Annotated in this window: 20 protein-coding genes; 16 read left to right on the plus strand and 4 right to left on the minus strand. The window is 47.8% G+C overall.

Features of this window, described 5'->3' with window-relative positions; genetic code table 11:
• Nucleotides 1-259: 259 nt before the first annotated feature.
• The gene (locus tag HH215_RS31015) at nt 260-631 is read right to left on the minus strand and encodes a helix-turn-helix domain-containing protein (protein WP_169283417.1); all 372 of its coding nucleotides are present in this window, start codon (nt 629-631) and stop codon (nt 260-262) included.
• Between the two features lie 254 nt (nt 632-885).
• Between HH215_RS31015 and HH215_RS31020 the strand changes: the two genes are divergently transcribed.
• The 16 genes from HH215_RS31020 (at nt 886) to HH215_RS31095 (ending at nt 15290) form a co-directional block, all read left to right on the plus strand.
• Nucleotides 886-1332, plus strand: a complete 447-nt coding sequence (locus HH215_RS31020; RefSeq protein ID WP_169283418.1) for a PilZ domain-containing protein — start codon at nt 886-888, stop codon at nt 1330-1332.
• Nucleotides 1333-1352: 20 nt separating this feature from the next.
• The gene (locus HH215_RS31025; RefSeq protein WP_169283419.1) at nt 1353-2414 is read left to right on the plus strand and encodes an LCP family glycopolymer transferase; all 1062 of its coding nucleotides are present in this window, start codon (nt 1353-1355) and stop codon (nt 2412-2414) included.
• Nucleotides 2415-2458: 44 nt separating this feature from the next.
• Complete coding sequence (locus HH215_RS31030) at nt 2459-2608, plus strand: hypothetical protein (protein ID WP_169283420.1); 150 nt, start codon at nt 2459-2461, stop codon at nt 2606-2608.
• A gap of 83 nt (nt 2609-2691) precedes the next feature.
• Nucleotides 2692-3615: an ABC transporter ATP-binding protein gene (locus HH215_RS31035; RefSeq protein WP_169283421.1), complete on the plus strand. Its 924-nt coding sequence runs from the start codon at nt 2692-2694 to the stop codon at nt 3613-3615.
• Entirely contained in the window at nt 3599-4408 is an 810-nt protein-coding gene (locus tag HH215_RS31040) for an ABC transporter permease (protein ID WP_254450283.1), read from the plus strand. The genes HH215_RS31035 and HH215_RS31040 overlap by 17 nt, the downstream gene beginning before the upstream one ends.
• Nucleotides 4409-4608: 200 nt before the next feature.
• Nucleotides 4609-5280 (plus strand): CpsD/CapB family tyrosine-protein kinase, encoded by a 672-nt coding sequence (locus HH215_RS31045; RefSeq protein ID WP_169283423.1) that lies wholly within the window; start codon nt 4609-4611, stop codon nt 5278-5280.
• A 51-nt stretch (nt 5281-5331) separates the two neighbouring features.
• A complete protein-coding gene (locus HH215_RS31050; RefSeq protein ID WP_169283424.1) occupies nt 5332-6084 on the plus strand; it encodes a YveK family protein in 753 nt (250 codons plus the stop codon).
• A 20-nt stretch (nt 6085-6104) separates the two neighbouring features.
• Complete coding sequence (galU, locus tag HH215_RS31055) at nt 6105-7001, plus strand: UTP--glucose-1-phosphate uridylyltransferase GalU (RefSeq protein WP_169283425.1); 897 nt, start codon at nt 6105-6107, stop codon at nt 6999-7001.
• 25 nt (nt 7002-7026) lie between these two features.
• Nucleotides 7027-7713: a sugar transferase gene (locus HH215_RS31060; protein WP_169283426.1), complete on the plus strand. Its 687-nt coding sequence runs from the start codon at nt 7027-7029 to the stop codon at nt 7711-7713.
• A 14-nt stretch (nt 7714-7727) separates the two neighbouring features.
• Nucleotides 7728-8681 (plus strand): GDP-L-fucose synthase family protein, encoded by a 954-nt coding sequence (locus HH215_RS31065; protein WP_169283427.1) that lies wholly within the window; start codon nt 7728-7730, stop codon nt 8679-8681.
• Between the two features lie 8 nt (nt 8682-8689).
• Nucleotides 8690-9727 carry a GDP-mannose 4,6-dehydratase gene (gene gmd / locus HH215_RS31070; RefSeq protein WP_169283428.1) on the plus strand — a complete coding sequence of 346 codons (1038 nt, stop codon included), beginning with the start codon at nt 8690-8692 and terminating at the stop codon, nt 9725-9727.
• Nucleotides 9724-10866, plus strand: a complete 1143-nt coding sequence (locus HH215_RS31075; RefSeq protein ID WP_169283429.1) for a glycosyltransferase family 4 protein — start codon at nt 9724-9726, stop codon at nt 10864-10866. Before gmd ends, HH215_RS31075 begins: the two co-directional genes overlap by 4 nt.
• Complete coding sequence (locus HH215_RS31080; RefSeq protein WP_169283430.1) at nt 10859-12034, plus strand: glycosyltransferase family 4 protein; 1176 nt, start codon at nt 10859-10861, stop codon at nt 12032-12034. Before HH215_RS31075 ends, HH215_RS31080 begins: the two co-directional genes overlap by 8 nt.
• A complete protein-coding gene (locus HH215_RS31085; RefSeq protein ID WP_169283431.1) occupies nt 12031-13383 on the plus strand; it encodes a sugar phosphate nucleotidyltransferase in 1353 nt (450 codons plus the stop codon). Before HH215_RS31080 ends, HH215_RS31085 begins: the two co-directional genes overlap by 4 nt.
• 36 nt (nt 13384-13419) lie before the next feature.
• Nucleotides 13420-14688 carry a glycosyltransferase WbuB gene (locus HH215_RS31090; protein ID WP_217362258.1) on the plus strand — a complete coding sequence of 423 codons (1269 nt, stop codon included), beginning with the start codon at nt 13420-13422 and terminating at the stop codon, nt 14686-14688.
• The gene (locus HH215_RS31095) at nt 14685-15290 is read left to right on the plus strand and encodes a putative colanic acid biosynthesis acetyltransferase (protein ID WP_217362259.1); all 606 of its coding nucleotides are present in this window, start codon (nt 14685-14687) and stop codon (nt 15288-15290) included. Before HH215_RS31090 ends, HH215_RS31095 begins: the two co-directional genes overlap by 4 nt.
• A gap of 162 nt (nt 15291-15452) precedes the next feature.
• On the opposite strand, the gene HH215_RS31100 is transcribed toward HH215_RS31095, so the two are convergent.
• Genes HH215_RS31100 through HH215_RS31110 form a run of 3 tightly spaced genes read right to left on the minus strand, consistent with a single transcriptional unit; the run spans nt 15453 to nt 19713 of the window.
• Nucleotides 15453-16760 (minus strand): DUF4910 domain-containing protein, encoded by a 1308-nt coding sequence (locus HH215_RS31100; protein ID WP_169283433.1) that lies wholly within the window; start codon nt 16758-16760, stop codon nt 15453-15455.
• A gap of 23 nt (nt 16761-16783) precedes the next feature.
• Nucleotides 16784-18364, minus strand: coding sequence for a hypothetical protein (locus tag HH215_RS31105; protein WP_169283434.1), 1581 nt, complete (start codon nt 18362-18364; stop codon nt 16784-16786).
• Nucleotides 18361-19713 (minus strand): DUF4910 domain-containing protein, encoded by a 1353-nt coding sequence (locus HH215_RS31110; protein ID WP_169283435.1) that lies wholly within the window; start codon nt 19711-19713, stop codon nt 18361-18363. Before HH215_RS31110 ends, HH215_RS31105 begins: the two co-directional genes overlap by 4 nt.
• Between the last annotated feature and the right edge of the window lie 25 nt (nt 19714-19738).

The following is a 19738-nucleotide window of genomic DNA, read 5'->3' on the forward strand; positions in this document are numbered from 1 at the left end:
AGAGAGGGTTTGGGAGCGGAGATGGTGAGGGAAATGCCGATGGGTAACAATGAAAGCAAACAACCGTTGGAAATTGACATCCGCAAGATTCTGGAGCAGTTAGGAATACAGAAGGACAGATGGCCAGAGGAATATAAAACTCCGGTCAACCATAACTAAATCTTAGACCAACCGCTTACATAAAGTACATAAATAAAAACCTCATCTGGAACCCAATGGTCGCATAACCGGGTACCCAGCTGAGGTTTTTTCTAATCTTTTAATTGCTCATGTTACGTTCCGCGCGGACAAAGGCGATGAACCTGCGTGCTTCTTCGGCCGTTAACTTCCTGCCATCGATGGTTAGCGAGAAGTTGTCCAATAATTGATCGTCGGCAAGTTCCAGTTCATCGGAAAATTGGCGGACTTCAGGATCTAAGGCGATGTTGGTTTGAGAGGTTCTTCCGACCAAATAGTCTATCGAAACCTGGAATAAGTCGGCGACCTTCCCCAGTGTTTCCGTATCCGGCTCTCTGCGGTTTTTCTCGTAGTGGGATAATGCCGCACGTGAAATGCCAAGAGAAGAAGCAAGCTCTTCTTGAGTCAAACCGCGTTGGTCTCTTAGAAAAGCGAGACGACTGCCGATATTCATTAGATCCCTCCCAAGCTGGTCTTTGATTTCATCATAATATGTTGATCAAACAATTGCATTATTTGCGACAAAACGTCGCATCATTTTGGCGATTATATAGTAATAACCACTTTATGACCTAAATAAACACGTAAACGTAGCACGAAAACGAAGTTTTTCCTTGACATGTTACAATATGTATCGTACATTAAACTCAATTATTAGATACATAACGTATCTGGGTGAATGGGTTTGGTGATGTGATGGAGGAGGAAATGCAAGAAAATCGGCGGGAGCATATTCGTTTTAAGTTAACGGCTCCGTTAATCGCGGATATCTCTCTATGGTGCGTTGGGGATAGGGAGACGAGAAGCCGTTCGCAACGAGTGTTACTCGATAATATAAGCGTCGGAGGTTGCCGATTCACGACGAGTTTGCTCATTCCCGTAAGGGAGGACATACAGTGGTTGTTAAAGCTGCAACTGGGCCACTATACGGTGAAAGCAAGAGTCGTTGTCGTGCACACCGGCGATCAAGACGGCTTATTTCGATATGGAACGAGATGGGTAATGTCCGGATTGGATAGGCAAGCCTTTCAGTTTAGGTTACACGAGTATATGCGTCTGGTGCTTGTGTCGAGTCCGCATATCCATACCTTATATAAGAAAATTATCGATCGGGGCAGCGACGGGCAGTTCAAAAAATTGGACGTTACTTCGTAAGGCGGGAAGGGGAAACGCAATTGAAACGGGCGTTGTGGATCAGAATAGCTATCTATTCCTTATTGTCGTTACTTGTTATCGCCTTACTGAGTGGTGGTTACCTATGGTATTCCATGCAGCATACGATGGACGCGATGTATGAACCTCTTCCTTCCGTCAAATGGGTGAAACCTGAATTCGAATCGGAGAAGCCTCCGCAAAAAGCAGAAGCTCTTGAGCGAAACTCCGTAATTCCTGCCGATACGACGCCGCTGGTCGAGGAAGCGAAGCCGGATAACAAACAGGGTTCGGCGGATGGATTAGATGAAGAGACGGCAGAGAAGCTTCGACGCCCGAACTTGAGGAATGAAGATCCCTTCAGCATGTTGTTGCTCGGAGTGGATGAGAGGGCGGGAGATCGCGGTCGGAGCGATACGATGATCTTGCTCGCCATTCAACCTAAGACAGGTTCCGCGATCGCCATTTCCATTCCGCGGGATACGAGGGCTCTTATGCCCAACTCGGGCAAGTACGACAAAATCAATCATTCGTACGCTTTCGGCGGCACCTCGCTGGCGGTCGAGGCGGTCGAACGGTTGTTCGGAGTGCCGATCGCTTTCTATATGAAAACGAACATGGAAGGTCTCGTCAACATCGTAGACACGGTAGGCGGCGTGGATGTGGACAATCCAAGAGCTTTCGATTACGAGGGTAATTCTTTTCCGCTGGGGGCTCAACATTTAGACGGAGCGGAAGCGTTGGCTTATAGCCGTATGCGCAAGCAGGATCCTCAAGGGGATTTCGGCCGAACGCAACGGCAGAGACAAGTGTTGTCCGATGCGGTAGACCGGGTAGTTAGCGTAAATTCGATCACCAAACTTCCGCGCGTGTTATCCCATCTATCCGAATATGTTCGAACGAATCTGACTTCGCAAAATATGATCGATCTTGCTTTGAAGTATCGCCCTTCGATTACGAACGTGGAAACGATCTCCGTTCAGGGCAGAGGCACGATGATTAACGGGATCTATTATTATACCGTTACGCCCGAAGAGAGGCAAAAAATTCAAGCGACAATGCTCAATCTCCTTATCTCGCCTTAATCGGATGACATATGGACTATAAATAGGAAAACGAGGAGGCAATTATGGAACACTCGGTCTTATTCTATTGCGTGAAATGCGAGCAGTTGAAAACGATGGAGCAGGCAGGGTTATTATTCCGAACCGGGTACTATCGCGTGCTCTATCCACTCGGTTGCTGCGTGCATTGCGAGATCGCTACCAGGTCTGTTTAAATAAAATTTACCTAAAAATTCGGTTTTCCGACTTGCTATTGGTATAATTGTCCTGTATGCATCCTAATGTCGGAGGTAAGATCATGTCACTAGCTCCCGTCGTTCGCTTGCAGAACGTGACAAAAGTCATCGGCAAGAGAACGATAATCGACCGGGTATCTTTCGAGGTACAACCGGGCGAAGTGTTTGGATTTCTAGGTCCGAACGGATCAGGCAAGACGACGACGATCCGAATGATCGTCGGGCTAATGGGAATGACCGCCGGCGATATTCATATCGGGGAACATAGCGTCCGGACGGACTTCTCCAACGCTATCGTTCAGGTCGGCGCCATCGTGGAAAATCCGGAGATGTACAAATTTCTAACCGGATATCAGAATTTGCTTCATTACGCCAGGATGAACCCATCCATTACAAAGGAAAGAATACAAGAGGCCATTGAACTCGTGGGCCTTCAAGGGCGCATTCACGACAAAGTCAAGAAATACTCCTTGGGTATGAGACAACGGCTGGGCGTCGCGCAAGCGATTATGCACAGACCGAAGCTTCTCGTTCTGGACGAGCCGACGAACGGCTTGGACCCGGCGGGAATACGCGAGCTAAGGGATTACTTGCGGCGTTTAGCGCAAGACGAAGGCACTGCCGTTCTCGTCTCCTCGCATTTACTGTCCGAGATGGAATTAATGTGCGATCGGGTAGCGATTCTACAGAAGGGCCAGATCATCGACGTCCGTTCTATCCGAGGGCAGGATGAGAATGGTAAGGCTTTATTGGAAGAAGTGCTGTTCGACGTTGACCATCCGGATGCTGCCTTAGGCATCCTTGAAGGGCAAGGCGCGGCACGTATCGCGGATGGCCTGCTCCTCTTAACGTCCGATCGAGCGGGAATTGCCGCGATCAATCGCAGATTAGTGGAAGCGGGAATCAATATCTATGGAATTCGTGTGAAGACGAAATCGTTGGAAGACCAATTCCTCGAGATGACGGGGAGTGAGACGATTGGCTAATTTCTATAAGCTTATCCAGAACGAGAATATGAAGATTTATTATCGGATGCGAACATGGATTATGCTCGGGTTTATCGTGTTGATCCCTCCGCTCGTATCTATCCTGGTTCTACTCTCCGGAGGAGACGATCTATCCAACTGGTCGATGATGATGACGGAATCTTACATCCTGTTCGTCCTCATTACGATCTTCACCGTAGTCATAGCGGCCGACAGCGTTGCAGGAGAGTTTACTTGGGGGACGATCAAATTGCTATTGATTCGCCCTTGGAGCCGCTCTACGATCTTGTTGTCGAAGTACGTCTCTACGCTGTTATTCGCGTTGGCGTTCGTAGTCGTCGCGTTTATCGTTACGTTATTCGTGAATATGATCGTGTTCAGCTATGCTGGAAATACAAGCGAATTATCGTCGGGTATGGGTTCCTCCTTGTCCGACTGGGAATACGTTCTGATGTTTTATCTGTTTCAATTCATTACGCTGATTATTATCGTTACGTTCGGATTCACGATGTCTTCGGCATTCCGCAGCGGCGGATTGGCCATCGGTTTATCGGTCGCCTTCCTCTTCGCGGGTAATCTGATTACCGGCTTGTTCGCTATGGCGGATAAAGCGTGGGTGAAGTATGTGTTGTTCATGCATCTCGATCTCACCTCCTATATCGACGGAGGTTCCGGACCGATTCCGAACCATCCGACGACGCTGGGGTTCTCTCTCGCCGTTCTTGCGGCGTACTTTATCTTGTTTAACGTGGTGTCCTGGACGGTGTTCCGTAAGCGGGATATTTCGGCTTAAGGGCTGTTGTGGATTTGGACAGTTAATAGAAGTAAAAAGTAAACGGTAACAAAACGAGACCTTGCGGCAATTGCTGCAAGGTTTTTTTGTTTTGAAACAAAATGTCGCAAAAACGGAATTTTTTAAGCCGAAAAGTATTGACATGCTACAGTTTGTATCTTATTGTTAGAATTAATTCTGATCAAGCAAGGAGGATTGTGATGCCGGACAATAATCGCAAAATCATTACATTTGAGAATCCTTATTCTCCCGTCACCGAAGCATATAAAACTTTGAGAACCAACATTCATTGGTCATCGATCGATCGCCCGGTACAAACCATACTTGTAACCTCGACAGAGAAGAAAACCGGGAAATCATTAACCGTCGTTAATATGGCCGTATCATTCGCGCAGTTGGGCAAGAAAGTCGTAATCGTGGATTGCGATTTGCGCAAGCCTACCCAGCATGAGTACTTTATGAAATCGAACCGCAACGGGCTATCGCATTTGCTCGCTGGCCATTATCAGTTGGAACAATGTTTGCTCGATACCCACGTCGATAATCTGACCTTGCTGCCTTCGGGCACTGTCCCCCCCAATCCGGCGGAATTGCTTGATTCGGATAGAATGGCAAAGCTGTTGGAGGAATTGAAAGCAAGCTATGAAATCATTATTCTCGATTCCCCGCCGGCCTTGATCGTTACCGATGCACACATACTCGCATCCAAATGCGACGGAGTCGTGTTCGTGGTTCGGTCGGGAAAGACGAAAAGAGAATTGGCGCAGAAAGCATTGGCTTATCTCACGTACGCGAATGCAAGGATACTAGGGGTTGTCTTGAACGATCAGAAAGGTATGAGAAGAGAATACCGATTCGGATACGGAAAATAAATCTAAAGCAGACTTGTTCCTCTGCTATCCATCTAATCAGGGAGGTTTCAAATGGAGTCCGAGATTAAGATCTACTTCAGGATATTGCTGAAAAGGCTGTGGTTCATCTGCGTGATGGCTATCTTATTTTGCGGATTGGCGGGGGCCTATGATTATTTATATTCCGAACCCGTTTATGAAGCAAACAGCAAGGTGATTGTAAACTCCTCACGCCAATCCGATGATTCTAAACTCGACATAAACGAAATGAACTCTGATCTTATGATCATTGATACTTATAAAGAAATTATCGCGACTCCGGCGATCATGGGCAAGGTCGTTGCTAACCATTCAGAGCTGGGTCTCAATACTTATCAGCTCATTTCGCAAGTGAAAGTAACCTCTTCAAGTAAATCGCAAATCATGAGTATTTCCATCCAACAATCTTCGCCTGAGAAGGCTGCGCTCATCGTGAATTCAATTGCAGAGGTATTCAAGGAAGAGATCCCCAAAATCATGAGCGTGGATAACGTGACCATTCTAAGCCAAGCTGATGCCTTTAATAGCTCCCAACCTATCTCTCCAAGCTTGACGACCAAGCTTGCCATTGCTTTTATTCTTTCCTTGATCGTATCCGTTGGAATGATATTGTTGTGGGAGTATTTCGACGATTCGATTAAGACTGAGAAAGAAGTGATGGCGATCTTGGATAAGCCGGTGCTGAGCACGATCGCAAGAATCAAGAAATCGGACTTAAAGAAAAGCGCCCACAGATCCCAAAAGAGCAGTGTCAATGATGCGGTACAAATTAGCTTAAATAGATAGTTATGAAAGGATGAGAGAGTTTGAAGGAATTAAAGAGGGTAAAGAAAGCCATTATTCCGGCAGCTGGGCTAGGAACACGGTTTTTACCGGCAACGAAAGCAATGCCGAAGGAAATGTTACCGATCGTGGATAAGCCAACGATTCAATATATCGTCGAGGAGGCAGTGCAATCGGGTATCGAGGAGATCATCATCGTTACGGGCAAGGGCAAAAGAGCGATAGAAGATCACTTCGACAGTCATTTTGAGCTTGAGCATACGCTGTTCGAGAAGAACAAGCTGAAGTTGCTGGAAGAGGTATTAAGATCCTCGAATTTAGTAGATATCCATTATATTCGTCAGCGGGAGCCGCTAGGTTTGGGGCACGCAGTATGGTGCGCTCGCAAGTTTATCGGGGACGAACCGTTCGCCGTTTTGCTTGGGGACGATATCGTAGAAGCGGAAGTTCCTTGCTTGAAGCAGCTTATGACTCAATTTGAGCATACGCAGAAATCCATTATCGGCGTCCAACCGGTGCCGATGGAAGAAACTCATCGATATGGAATCGTTGTTCCTTATGAAACCAACGGAAGACTGACGGATATTGCCCAGTTAATAGAAAAGCCTCCCTTTGGAACGGTATCTTCCAACCTAGCGGTACTAGGAAGATATATTCTTACACCTGACATCTTTAATATTTTGGAGAAGCAGCAGGCCGGTGCAGGCGGGGAAATTCAGTTGACCGACGCCATCCAGCAGTTAAACGAGATCAATCGGGTATACGCCTACCATTTCGAAGGGAAACGTTTCGACGTTGGGGATAAGCTCGGTTTTATTATCACGACCTTGGATTTCGCCCTGCGGAACGAAGAATTGAAATTTCCCTTGATCAACGTTCTAGAAGACATCGTAAGTAACCTCAAATTGCAGAAAATATAAAGAAGGTTCATAGGAGTGGTCATAGATGGTTCCCAGAGAAGCCGAATTAGAGATCGATTCGAAATCTTATTATCGATATCCCAATAGTTCAACTCCTAGCATTCGAATACGCCAAGAAATCGTTAAACGTTCGTTGGATTTCGTTTTGGCGACGCTCGGAATGTTCCTGCTGTTACCGGTATTTTTGGCAGTGGCCATAGCTATTAAATTGGAAGACCCTAAAGGAAATGTTTTTTTTCAGCAGAAAAGAGTGGGCAAAAACGGGAAACATTTTCAAATGTACAAATTTCGTTCTATGGTCAGCAATGCGGATCACATACTTAATCAACTCCTGCATCTCAACGAAGTTAACGGAGCGATGTTCAAGATGAAGGAAGATCCGAGGGTGACGCGGGTTGGTCGGTTTATCCGACGAACGAGTTTGGATGAACTTCCGCAATTTCTCAATGTTCTAAAGGGCGAGATGAGCATCGTTGGACCTCGTCCGCCGTTGCCGCGAGAAGTGGAGAGGTACTCCGGCTACGATAAGCAACGTCTTCAGGTGACGCCGGGCTGTACTGGATTGTGGCAAGTAAGCGGCCGTAACTCGCTTGATTTCAACGCAATGGTGGAACTGGATCTTGAATACATCAGGAAGAGATCGATTTGGCTCGATATCAAGCTGATCTTCAGAACGATAAAGGTACTGCTTGGAGCCAAAGATGCTTATTGAGATGAGGGATTAAGATGGATCATAATTCTACGATTTACGTTGCAGGCCATAGAGGGATGGTAGGTTCGGCGATCTGGAGAAAGTTGAAATCCAATGGATACTCCAACCTCGTGAGCCGTAGTAGCAACGAACTGGATTTAAGGAATACCGTTGCCGTTAACGACTTTTTTGCTTCCCAATCCATCGATTACGTGTTTCTGGCTGCGGCGAAGGTAGGCGGTATCGTTGCAAATCGCGATTATCCTGCAGAGTTTATCCGGGATAATCTTCTCATACAAACGAACGTTATCGACGCTGCATACAAAGCCGGGGCGAAAAAATTGATGTTCCTCGGAAGCAGCTGCATCTATCCCAAATACGCTCCTCAGCCACTTAAAGAGGAGTATCTATTGAGCGGCCTTTTGGAAGCGACGAATGAACCGTATGCCGTTGCGAAGATCGCGGGTATTATCATGTGCCAGTCTTACAACCGTCAATACGGAACGAATTTCATTTCCGTTATGCCAACGAATCTCTACGGGCCTTACGATAATTTCAACCCTAGAACTTCTCACGTATTACCCGCTCTGATCAGAAAAATGCACGATGCCCATGCAGACGGCAAGCAGCACGTGGAAATCTGGGGGACGGGAAAGCCTTACCGGGAGTTTCTTCACGTGGACGATTTAGCTGACGCATGCTTGCACCTCATGAAGCATTACGATGACGCTGAAATCATAAACATTGGCGTGGGCGAAGATCTGACCATCATGGAGCTGGCGAATCTCGTGAAAGAAGTAGTTGGATATAAAGGCGAACTGATATTCAATGGCGATATGCCGGATGGAACGCCAAGAAAAAGGTTGGATATCGGCAAGTTATCAAGACTAGAGTGGCATGCTCGAATACCTCTTAAGTTAGGGATTGAGTCAACGTATCGATGGTATGTAGAAAGCCAACAAAATTTAGCGCTGGCCGGCGAAATTTAGGAGGATATATGAAGAGAGCTCTAATTACCGGAATCACCGGACAGGATGGTTCCTATCTAGCCGAGTTTTTACTGGGCAAGGGGTATCGCGTATATGGTTTAAGGAGAAGAACGAGCACGCCAAACTACACGAATATCGAGCACATTCTGGACAAAATCGAGGTTATCGACGGTGACTTATCCGATTTAAGTTCGGTAATCCGCGCTCTGCAAATGGCCGATCCTGACGAAGTGTATAATCTGGGCGCACAATCTTACGTGGAGACTTCTTGGCTACAGCCTCTGCTGACCAGCGAGCTAACCGCGGTCGGAGTAACGAACATGTTGGAAGCAGTTCGCCTGATCAAACCTTCGGCTCGCTTCTACCAAGCTTCGAGCAGTGAAATGTTCGGCAAGGTTTTGGAAACTCCCCAGAAGGAAACGACGCCATTTTATCCTAGGAGCCCCTACGGGGTCGCTAAAGTTTACGGACATTGGATGACCGTTAATTATCGCGAAAGTTTTAATCTGTTCGCTTGTTCCGGGATCCTGTTTAATCATGAATCGCCGCGGAGAGGATTTGAATTCGTTACCCGCAAGGTAACGAATGCCGTAGCCCGGATTAAATTGGGTATGCAATCCGAGCTGCGGATGGGGAACCTCGATGCCAGGAGGGATTGGGGATTCGCGGGAGATTACGTGCAGGCCATGTGGCTTATGCTTCAGCAGGAAAAGGCCAACGATTACGTCATTGCGACCGGAGAGACGCATTCCGTCAGAGAACTGCTAGAGGTCGCTTTTTCCTACGTCGGATTGGATTACAGGGATTATGTCGTGAACGACGAGAAATTCCATAGGCCGGCCGAAGTCGATTTGCTTCTTGGCAATCCGGAGAAGGCGGTCAAACAGCTGGGGTGGGAACGCAAAGTAGGGTTCATGCAGCTTATCCAGATGATGGTAGACTCTGATATTCGCCTTAATCAAGCTATAACGGTAAGCGATCCGAAGCAACAAGGATATGACTTCCATAATCCCTTGGTCGCGGCGAGCTGGAGCGAAGTTGTATGATGAAGGTTTTGTTCATTACGAACATACCCTCCCCTTATCGGGTAGAATTCTTCAATGAGTTAGGAAAATATTGTAGTCTGACGGTGTGGTTCGAAGCGGAAAACGAATCCAATCGCAGTTGGAACGTGGAGAAGAGCAAGATGAACTTTTCCTACGAATTCCTTAAAGGGATCACGATCGGTCTAGATAAGCATGTGAACTGGTCGATCATCAAGGCGCTGAGAGCAAGCAGATTCGATATCTACGTACTCGGGTGCTACAGTTCCCCGACGGAAATGGCGGCGATTCAGTGGCTTAGATCCCATCGGATTCCATTCTTGCTGAACTCGGATGGAGGATTCATAGCACGGGAAAGAGATTGGAAACATAGAATCAAGAAGTATTTCATCTCTTCCGCAACTGGTTGGCTGTCCTCCGGTCAACAGTGCACGAAATATTTAACGCATTACGGGGCCGATCCCGCTTTCGTGTACGAATACCCGTTTGCCTCCTTATCCTACAGCGAGAAGGAGCGAAGCCCAATGCGGCCCGAGAGACTAGAGTCTTTCAAACGGCAAGAACGTTTAAAGTCAAAGGTGATCCTATCCATCGGCCAATTTATTTCGCGCAAAGGCTTCGCGGAACTTCTGAAAGCCTCTCCCCAACTGGACGACGGGCAAACCTCATTGGTGATCGTCGGAGGCGGCCCCTTAAAAGACGAGTACAAGAAAATCATTAAGGACATGGAACTCGACCATGTCGTTCTTAAAGACTTTATGAGCAGAGAGCAACTTATCGAGTTTTACCGTGCCGCGGATTTATTCGTCTTGCCCACGCATCAGGACGTATGGGGCCTTGTTATCAATGAAGCGATTTCGTTCGGATTGCCGGTCGTAACGACGACCGGAGCAGGGGCGGCATACGACCTGGTAGACGATGGCCGTAACGGTTTCGTCGTCGATGTCAGGAACATGAACGAGTTTGTGAGGAAGTGTCAATATCTATTGGACAACGATGCGGCCAGAGCGGAATTCGGCGCGGTAAGTCAGAGTATTTCCTGTCGCTATACTATTAAACAGATGGCTTCCAGACACATGGAACGGTTCGCCTCATTTCTGGAAGAACCAACTGTAAGCGGGGATGCTGCAAGAATTGGATGACATTCTTTTCTACGACCTATCGAATGACGGGCATCATTACAATTATAATTCCTTAATTATGAAACACGTCAAAAGAGAAGGTAGACCGAATCGGGTTTGCTACTACACCGAAAGTAACAACCCGAAGATCGTGCGTGCTCTTCAAGAGGAGGGCATCACCGTTCATAATGTCGACCTCCCTCTTAGAAAGGGAATCATGAGCATAAGGGCGCGAACGGTGATATTGCTCCGCATGCTAAGATACGCCCGAAAGAATGATTACCGCAAGATCCATTTGCTATTCATGGATAGCAACATTATTTCCTTATTTCTATTGCTTCCCTTATTAATCGGATTGGAAATTACGGGAACTTTACACTGGTATCCCACTAGAAAGTGGAAAGAGAAAGTATTCTATTGGTTGCTGAACATGAGAGTGATTGACCGAATCGTAGTACACGGCGATTTCACCCGAGACAGGGTAGTGCGCTGTCTGGCCAATGTCGGCAATCGACGCGTCGTCACCATATATTTTCCCTCGTTTCACCATTCGGATGTGAAGAATAGCGAGGCCGGAGAAATTAAGAGAATCAAACAAAAACTTGCTTCTTATAAAAGACCGTTTTTCTTGTGTTTTGGCGGACTCCGATACGACAAGGGGATAGATTTGCTCCTCGAAGCTGTGGCTCGGCTAAAGGATGAAGATTTCACTGTATTGGTTGCCGGATCCGAAGATTATTTCAACAAAGCGGATATCGACCGCATCGCACTGGAAAACGGAATAACGAACAAAGTATTCCTGGATCTAAAGTACATATCCACCGAAGCGGCCAACTTTTATTTTCAGACGTGCGATTCCGTCGTACTGCCCTACCGAAGCATGTATTCGGCCCAGAGCGGGCCTCTCGTCGAGGGGGCCGCGCGAAAGAAGCTTATCGTAGGCCCTGGTCATGGGGAGGTAGGATTTACCATCGAGAAATATCGGCTCGGATTAACTTTCGAATCGGATAGGCCGGATGATCTTGCTCGTAAGCTGCAAACCGCTCTTGATCGGTTAAACGGCAAGGACGAGGAACCGGATGGGGGGCCGAACGAGTATGCATCCAAGCTTACGCAGGAAAAGTTCGGGGATCTCTACCGCAAGTTCTTTGCAAACGATAGACACGATCGCGAGGAGGGAATCGCTTGAGATTAATTTTGTTATCCGGAGGATCCGGGAAAAGGCTTTGGCCTTTGTCTAACGATGCCAGGTCCAAACAATTCCTGAAAATATTGCGCAATCCCGATGGACAAATGGAGTCCATGCTGCAACGCGTATGGCGGCAGTTGAACAATGTGGGATTAGCCCAAAACACCTTGTTTGCTACAAGCGCCAAACAAGTGGATATGATTACCAGCCAGATTGGCCCGGAAGCGTCTATCATCATTGAACCGGAAAGAAGGGATACCTTTCCCGCGATAGCGCTCTCGGCAACTTACCTTTACTCCGTCTTGGGAGCGAATCTAGACGAGACGATTGTCGTGCTCCCGGTAGATCCTTACGTGGACGACCGTTTCTTCGAGAATTTGAAGCAACTGAACCTGCTATTAAATCAGTCTTCCGCGAATTTGGCGTTAATAGGCGTGAAGCCGACTTACCCATCGTCGAAATACGGGTATATCGTTCCGGAGGCCGTTAAGGGGACAGAGGAGTACCGGACGGTGAAGAGTTTCCGAGAGAAACCGGTTGAAGCCGAGGCGGAGCGGTTAATTGAGGTCGAGCAAGCCTTATGGAATTGCGGGGTGTTTGCCTTTAAGCTCGATTACCTGATTACCCGTCTTTACGAACAAGGGATATCTTTGCAATACGAGGAGCTTGTTAAGCAGTACCATCGATTAAAAAAGACGAGCTTCGATTACGAAGTCGTAGAGAAATGCGACGAGATCATCATGCTGCCTTATGATGGTTATTGGAAGGATCTTGGTACTTGGAATACGTTGACGGAGGAGATGGCGGTTTCCCAGATTGGGAAAAGTGTCATGAGCGATGACTCGAACAATACGCATATCATCAACGAACTACATATCCCGATTACCGTCTTGGGGCTGTCGGACGTTGTCGTGGCGGCTAGCCCGGACGGGATACTCGTATCGGACAAATCCGCAAGCACCCGCCTTAAGGAATTGATGGTTTTCGAGCAAAGGCCTATGTACGAGGAGTACCAATGGGGTTCATCCAAAGTTCTGGATTACATCCAGCAAGAAAACAAGGAAACGATGACGTCGCGTATATCCATGATCGCTGGAAAACAAAGAAGCATTGAGGTTCACTTCCAGAGAACCGAGTTGTGGAGCATTATTAGCGGCAAAGGGGAAATATACTTGGACGGTAAGACGATTCCGGTAGAAGCGGGATCGGTTTGTCAGATTCCTCCCCGATCCAAACATGGATTAAAGGCGATAACGGATTTGGAAATGATTGAAATCCAAATGGGAGGGCTCCTGCAGCAAGGGGATGTCGTTGAATTCTCTTACTCCTGGGGAGAGACTGCGGTATAAGGCTTCTTACAGGCTGTAATGGGGGAGTTGGTTGAATTGAAGCAATCTCCGCGTCGAAAGAAGCTATTGTTATATAGCATCAATTTCGTTCCGGAACTTACGGGTATCGGAAAATATAACGGAGAGATGGTCCAGTGGCTGACCGAGCATGGATATGAAGTGAGAGTCATAACGGCACCTCCCTATTATCCCCACTGGCAAGTGCAGGAAGGGTATTCTTCCTACCGTTATAAGAAGGAGTCGTGGAACGGGGCTACGATCTGGCGTTGTCCGTTATGGGTTCCAAAATCGGGGTCGGGACTAAAGAGACTGCTGCACCTTTTCTCATTCGCGTTCTCCAGTATTCCATTGTTGTTCAAACATATGTTATGGAGACCTGACGTGTGTCTGATCGTTGAACCTCCATTAGCCTTGTCGCCGATGGCGATCGTATTTGCCAAGCTTCTAAAAATCAAGACCTGGCTCCATGTTCAAGACTTTGAAGTGGATGCGGCTTTCGAACTGGGGTTGTTGCCAAACTATACGCGATTGAAGTCGTGGGTAATCGGCTTGGAAAGCTGGTTGATGCGAAGATTCGATACCGTATCTTCCATTAGCGAGCCGATGACTCGGCGATTGCTCAAGAAAGGCGTACCTTCCAACCGGATTAAGCTGTTCCCTAATTGGGTCGATATCTCCGTCATTCATCCGTTGCCGGACGAGGCGCGAAACAGATTTCGAGAGAATATGGGGTATGCCCGGGAAGATTTAGTGGTGCTCTACTCTGGCAATATGGGAGAGAAGCAAGGATTGGATACCGTTCTGGATGCGGCTGAAAAACTGCAATCGATGTCCCATGTCCAATTTATGTTATGCGGGGAAGGCGTAGCCAAATCCAAACTCATGGAGAGAGCTAGCAAACAGCGCTTGTCGAACGTAAGGTTCCTTCCTTTGCAACCCGCGGAGAAGTTGAACGATCTGCTTAATATGGCGGATGTTCATCTCCTGATGCAGAAACGGAATGCTTCGGATTTAGTGATGCCTTCCAAGCTAACGGGCATGTTAGCAAGCGGCAGAGCCGTTATCGCGGCAGCGGAGGAGCAGACGGCGGTTCATTCGGTCATGAAACAGTCGCGGGCGGGGGTTCTCATCCCCCCCGAGGATGCAGCGAAACTGACAGAAGCGTTATTGTCGTTATCCATTCGTTCGGAAGACCGCAAGCTTCATGGCGACCACGCTAGGGAGTATGCGGTGAGCTACCTGGGTTATGAATCGGTGATGAATGCCTTCCAACAAATTATGATTGAATTAGGGGTAAGAGCATGATGAATAATCTTGTTCGTTTAGATTTGTATAGTCAAAGTCATTATTCTAGAGGAAGAAACGGAATCGTTGCATTGCTGTGGTGGTTCATTCAAGGGACGCTCTTTCGATGGTCTTTGCAGCCGATGTACGGTTGGAGAAACTGGCTGCTGCGGCTGTTCGGGGCCGATATTGGCACGGGGGTCAAAATAAGGCCATCGGCCAGATTCACTTATCCATGGAAGGTAAAAGTGGGAGAACACTCATGGATCGGGGATCATGCGGAGTTATACAGCTTGGACACGATTACTATCGGAAAGCATTGCGTCGTTTCGCAGAACGGCTACTTATGCACCGGTAGCCATAAGATGGACGATCCAGCCTTCTCGTTGGTCATAAAGCCGATTCGAATCGAAGATGGAGCTTGGATCGCCAGCGACGTATTCGTATATCCTGGCGTTACGATAGGAACGATGGCCGTCGTGGCAGCGCGGAGCACGGTACTGCACGATATACCCGGTAATGAAGTTCATGCCGGAACGCCGGCTAAATATATTAAGATGAGGTTTGATGCCTTGGGAGCAAGTGGGGAGGGATTCTCCAAGATCCATTTGCTGCATAAGTAGTGCGAGAGAAGCTCTGCATCGGCTTAATGAACGCAATAGACTTTGAAGGGGCTGACCCAAAAGGAATCTTTCCTTTTGGGTCAGCCCCTTATGCCAGTTTCAAAGAACTCGAGGACGAATGCCGTTCTTGGCTACTTAGTATCTAATCTCTAAACTCGAAGATTATCCCATTAGGGTAGCCAAGTCATAACGAATTTCTTTAATGTTCCGAAGTAAGCCACTCTGTTCAAGCAGGTTGGCGGCTTCTCGTAAATCTTTGCCCGACACGTTCAATTTTTCGGCGATATCGATTAGATCGTGGGAACCATCGCTGAATGCGATTAAGTTCGTAATGGCTAAGATGCGGTGTTTCTCGGCTTTAGTCCGGGTACCGCCCATATAAGGATATAATCCGCGTTTGTCTAACTTTGGCTCGCCATGAATGTGGGTACATTCATAGGTTTCGTTGGCTTCTAGCGTCTCGATCAAGTCGATGTACATTTGAACGGTTTCCTGCATTGCTTCATCCGAGATAAGCTCGCGATTATCCAGCGAAGTATGATATTCCGGATATTCTCCGTACATCGTGCGCATGAGGCTTCCGACGGGAAGCTTGAACCCTTGGCTACAGTATTGTCGTTCATCGCTGCCGAAGGGATTCCAGTCTACGATCGTATAGGGCTTGCCGGATTGCTTGAGCACATGGATTGCGGCTTTGTCGGCTAAAGTATCGGCGCGTTTGCTCTTCTTGTAGGTAAAGGACTCCCCGTGTCCAACGCAAGTGACGACATATCCAGCGACTACATTTTGCTTGAGCTCCTCCCCATGCAAGCTTAAATAGAGCAACGAGCCGATCGTTTCCGGCAAGTACAGAAATCTGTAGCTATACTTCGGATTTTCCTTCTGAAGCAAGTAACGGTAGATCATAGTTTGAACCAACGGTCCCGAAAGCTCGTTAATGGCCATCGATGGATGGCAGACATAGGTTGACAGAAGAATCTCCTTGTCGGAGGAGCCTTTAATATATCCCTCCCCGAAGGTCATGTGTCCCTCTTTAAGTTCGGAGTCGATCATTACTTCGTACCGGTCGTCCGTAAACTCATGAAGCCGGTTATGCTCAACGCAAAATCCCCAGTTTTCTTTATAATAGGACATCATGTAAGGAATCGCATTGGGGAGCTCGGGTTTCGTATGTAAATGCTCCATGAGCTCCGTTCTGGTTACGTAACCCCGGAAAGGGATGCTGTATCCCATCAAGTGCAGATTATTATCCGCGAAATCGATAAGCGTTCTTCCTTGTCCGTCTTTCACGTAAGCGGCTTTCACGTTCCACTCTTTGGGAACCGTCCAGTCGAAACATTCCGTTCCGGACGGATACTCGCGTTGGGAGATGGGAACGACCTCGTTCAAGATGCTGAGCGATTGTCTGACGCCCTCGCCGGTAATGCTCCGATTAATCGGGAACAATCGATCGAATAATTCCATAAGCATATTCGAATTCTCCTTCAGGGATATTAGAAATCGTGGTCGCCGCCGACAATGCCGGAGCTTCCTTCGCATAAGTAATAGGTTTTAATATGCGGGTTGTCCGAAACGCAAGTATACCAACCTATCCGGCGACCGAAAAACTTTTGAAGTTCGGGATGATCGCTCAAACGCAAACAGTAGCTTCCGTTAGGCGGAAGGGTCATTTGACGGGTAAGCGTCGCGGTATCTTCTTCGCGATAGAAAGTTAAAGTAAGGGATGCGCTACGCATATAAGGATTCATTGGACTGCTATTCATGATCCACACCGTTCCATCCTCTTGATCGGTTATGACCGGTGCCCAATGGAAGCTGCTCCTCTTTTGCTCGAGCGCAGGATTGAATACATCCATGCTTTTACAAATATTGCAGGGGAGAGAATCCTCGTTTAATCCGTAATCCAAACCGACTTTCAGACGAGTAGGAAGTCTGCTATTGCCGAGAGGCCTGGCGATGAGATGGGCTCCGATCGATTGCTCGCCATCGATGGCGAGCTCTCGGCACAAGGCGTTGAGATCGACGGTTTGCAATCGGTTATCGGTCGGAGAAATCTTCTGTACTTGGTGTTTGGAATCCAACAGATTTCCTTCGGGGCCGTAGAACTCGATGTCGACAGCTAACTCGCACGGGGAATAGATCGGGTAGAAATTCACGTGCGTATAGCGCCGTCCCGTAAGGGTTACCGGTATGAGCATGCTGGCGGAGTGCCATCCCTCTTGCGGTTCTTGCCAATAGTCTTCCTTGCCCATACGGCTAGAACAGTCGTAATAAGTATGGGTAACGCTCAGCGCCGCTTTGGAGCTCTGGAAATTTCCGGCAATAATTCTGGGGAATACCCAATCAACGTCGAAATGGATTCGGACCGTTCCCGGATTGCCGTCCAGAAAGCTTTGAAGATCGGTAAGACGGTCCGGATAAACGACCTTCGTTTCATAGGGAGCTAATAGGGGGACGTCGATGGTTAAGTCCATCGTTTCTTTTTTGTTATTGAAGAATTTCATCGTTATGCATCCGGATTTAACCGTTTCGAAACCATTGATAAAGGAGAAGAAGGGCTCGTTATCGCCGTCGGCATAAATGTTGAAGCCAGCTTCCGAGACAAGCGCTTCTTGGTTAATGCGGCGATCTTCTTCATCGTTATACACGCGTTGAGCCGTATGTACCACGCTCCCGAATCCTGGGCCGTAATAATTGACTACAACCGCGGGATAAGAGAATACAAGATCGCGGGAAGAGAAGAACTCGATTTCCAAGCTTCCGGTAAACCCAACGGCATTCTCGTGGCCGATGGCGTCTAGCAAGTCTTCAAGCTCGATCCGATATGCTTTGGCTTCCGTAATGCGTTCAGTAGTTCTGTAGATCGTTGCGCCTTCTTTCGATCGTAAGGTAGTAACCGATTGGATTTCCTGAATATTCCGTTTTACCATCCAATATCCAAGGAAGCAGATTCGGGTGGACATACCGGCCATGTGGAAAACGGGAAATATCGCGGATGAACGGAAGGTAGGTTTGCGCATAATTGCCGTCGCGACGGGGGCGGCGTGCGTTAAATGGCTGCGGTAACTTCTCATTTGATCGCCTCCTCATAAGAGGGAAGTTCACGGGGAGTGGCGGTTGCCTTATGCGGTCCGCGATATCGCAGAGTGACAAGTCCGTGTTTGCTCAATTCGTTAACGAAGCTCCTCACGAACAGGAAATCCACGCCGATCATTTCCGCGATGTCCAAGCAGCTTCTTTCGCCGTTCATTAGAATCTGTATTTCTTGAAGCGCGGTATATCCTTTTTGATCGATTTTCGGATCGATATAAAGATTGTAATCCGTTAAATATAAAGGTCCCTCGTAATTGAGGGTCGGAACGGTATCGGTTTCGAATGTTTCGATCAAATCCTTCAGCATGTCCAGCGACTCCTCCAATTTATCGAAATCACAGTTATCCAGGTTATCCCGATCCGTATGGTAATACTTGTAGGGATGCCGGCAAAGGCAAACGGTCGGAATTTCGAAACCGGGACCGTCGTAGAACATTTCGTCGTTTCCGTATAGGCTGCGATAAGACGCATCTAACTTGTCGGTGTCGTACTGGGCAAGAACGGAACGGGTAATCCGATCCGCGTAACTGTTTCCTTGGAAGGATCGGGAGAAGCTGAGGGGCAAAGAGTTTGCCATCATATCCAGATAAAATCCGTACCGAAGGTGCTGGATGTCCTTGCCGTGCGCCAATACCGCCGCGGCCGCGAAATATTCCGGTCCAATGATGAGACGGTACGAATAATGCCGCTCAGGCAATGCCTCCAAATATTGAAACAGTTCGACCAGAACGGCGATACAAGCTATTCCGTCGTTCACTTGGCCCGGATGACAGGTATGGGCAGCGAAAAATACGGTTTCTTTCGATTTGCCCGGTAACGTCCAATCGATGATTTCCATACTCCCTTGCTCGAATGCAGTGTCGATATGAACCCGATAGCTCTCTTGGCTCAGGCTGTCGACTACGGCCGTAGGGATGCTGAATCCCCATTGCGTATGTTTTTTATGGTATTGCCAGCGATTCGAGTAGAGCAGCCTATCCTCCAATACGGGATGGGGGGAAAGATGTTTAACCAAATCATCTTTCGTGACGGTTCCGCTGAAGGGGACGGAGTATGCGTTCAAATAGAGAGGATTCCAAGCAAAATCCGCGATCCGTTCTCCTTCTATTGTTTCGATGTAGGCTTCCCGAACGATCCATTTGGCGGGAATGGACCAAGTCAAACATTTCGTTCCCGAGGGCACGGAGAAGAGATCCACCTTTAAGTACTCCGCTAGGCTACGGGCGAATAGCGTGGTTTCGTCTCCAACGGTTACGCGATTGAGCATGTAGTAGGGCTCGATCAGATTTTTCATTCTTTGTCGGCTCATTTGAGAAAATTCCGGTTCCATGGTAAGGGTACCTCCTACAAAAATA

Origin of the sequence: Cohnella herbarum (assembly GCF_012849095.1) — a bacterium.
GTDB lineage: Bacteria > Bacillota > Bacilli > Paenibacillales > Paenibacillaceae > Cohnella > Cohnella herbarum.

Excerpts from the sequence above, each read along its gene's own strand:
- HH215_RS31015 (WP_169283417.1), bottom strand. The coding sequence starts at position 631 with ATGAATATCGGCAGTCGTCTCGCTTTTCTAAGAGACCAACGCGGTTTG.
- HH215_RS31020 (WP_169283418.1), top strand. The coding sequence starts at position 886 with ATGCAAGAAAATCGGCGGGAGCATATTCGTTTTAAGTTAACGGCTCCG.
- HH215_RS31030 (WP_169283420.1), top strand. The coding sequence starts at position 2,459 with ATGGAACACTCGGTCTTATTCTATTGCGTGAAATGCGAGCAGTTGAAA.
- HH215_RS31035 (WP_169283421.1), top strand. The coding sequence starts at position 2,692 with ATGTCACTAGCTCCCGTCGTTCGCTTGCAGAACGTGACAAAAGTCATC.
- HH215_RS31045 (WP_169283423.1), top strand. The coding sequence starts at position 4,609 with ATGCCGGACAATAATCGCAAAATCATTACATTTGAGAATCCTTATTCT.
- HH215_RS31050 (WP_169283424.1), top strand. The coding sequence starts at position 5,332 with ATGGAGTCCGAGATTAAGATCTACTTCAGGATATTGCTGAAAAGGCTG.
- HH215_RS31060 (WP_169283426.1), top strand. The coding sequence starts at position 7,027 with ATGGTTCCCAGAGAAGCCGAATTAGAGATCGATTCGAAATCTTATTAT.
- HH215_RS31065 (WP_169283427.1), top strand. The coding sequence starts at position 7,728 with ATGGATCATAATTCTACGATTTACGTTGCAGGCCATAGAGGGATGGTA.
- gmd (WP_169283428.1), top strand. The coding sequence starts at position 8,690 with ATGAAGAGAGCTCTAATTACCGGAATCACCGGACAGGATGGTTCCTAT.
- HH215_RS31075 (WP_169283429.1), top strand. The coding sequence starts at position 9,724 with ATGATGAAGGTTTTGTTCATTACGAACATACCCTCCCCTTATCGGGTA.
- HH215_RS31095 (WP_217362259.1), top strand. The coding sequence starts at position 14,685 with ATGATGAATAATCTTGTTCGTTTAGATTTGTATAGTCAAAGTCATTAT.
- HH215_RS31100 (WP_169283433.1), bottom strand. The coding sequence starts at position 16,760 with ATGCTTATGGAATTATTCGATCGATTGTTCCCGATTAATCGGAGCATT.
- HH215_RS31105 (WP_169283434.1), bottom strand. The coding sequence starts at position 18,364 with ATGAGAAGTTACCGCAGCCATTTAACGCACGCCGCCCCCGTCGCGACG.
- HH215_RS31110 (WP_169283435.1), bottom strand. The coding sequence starts at position 19,713 with ATGGAACCGGAATTTTCTCAAATGAGCCGACAAAGAATGAAAAATCTG.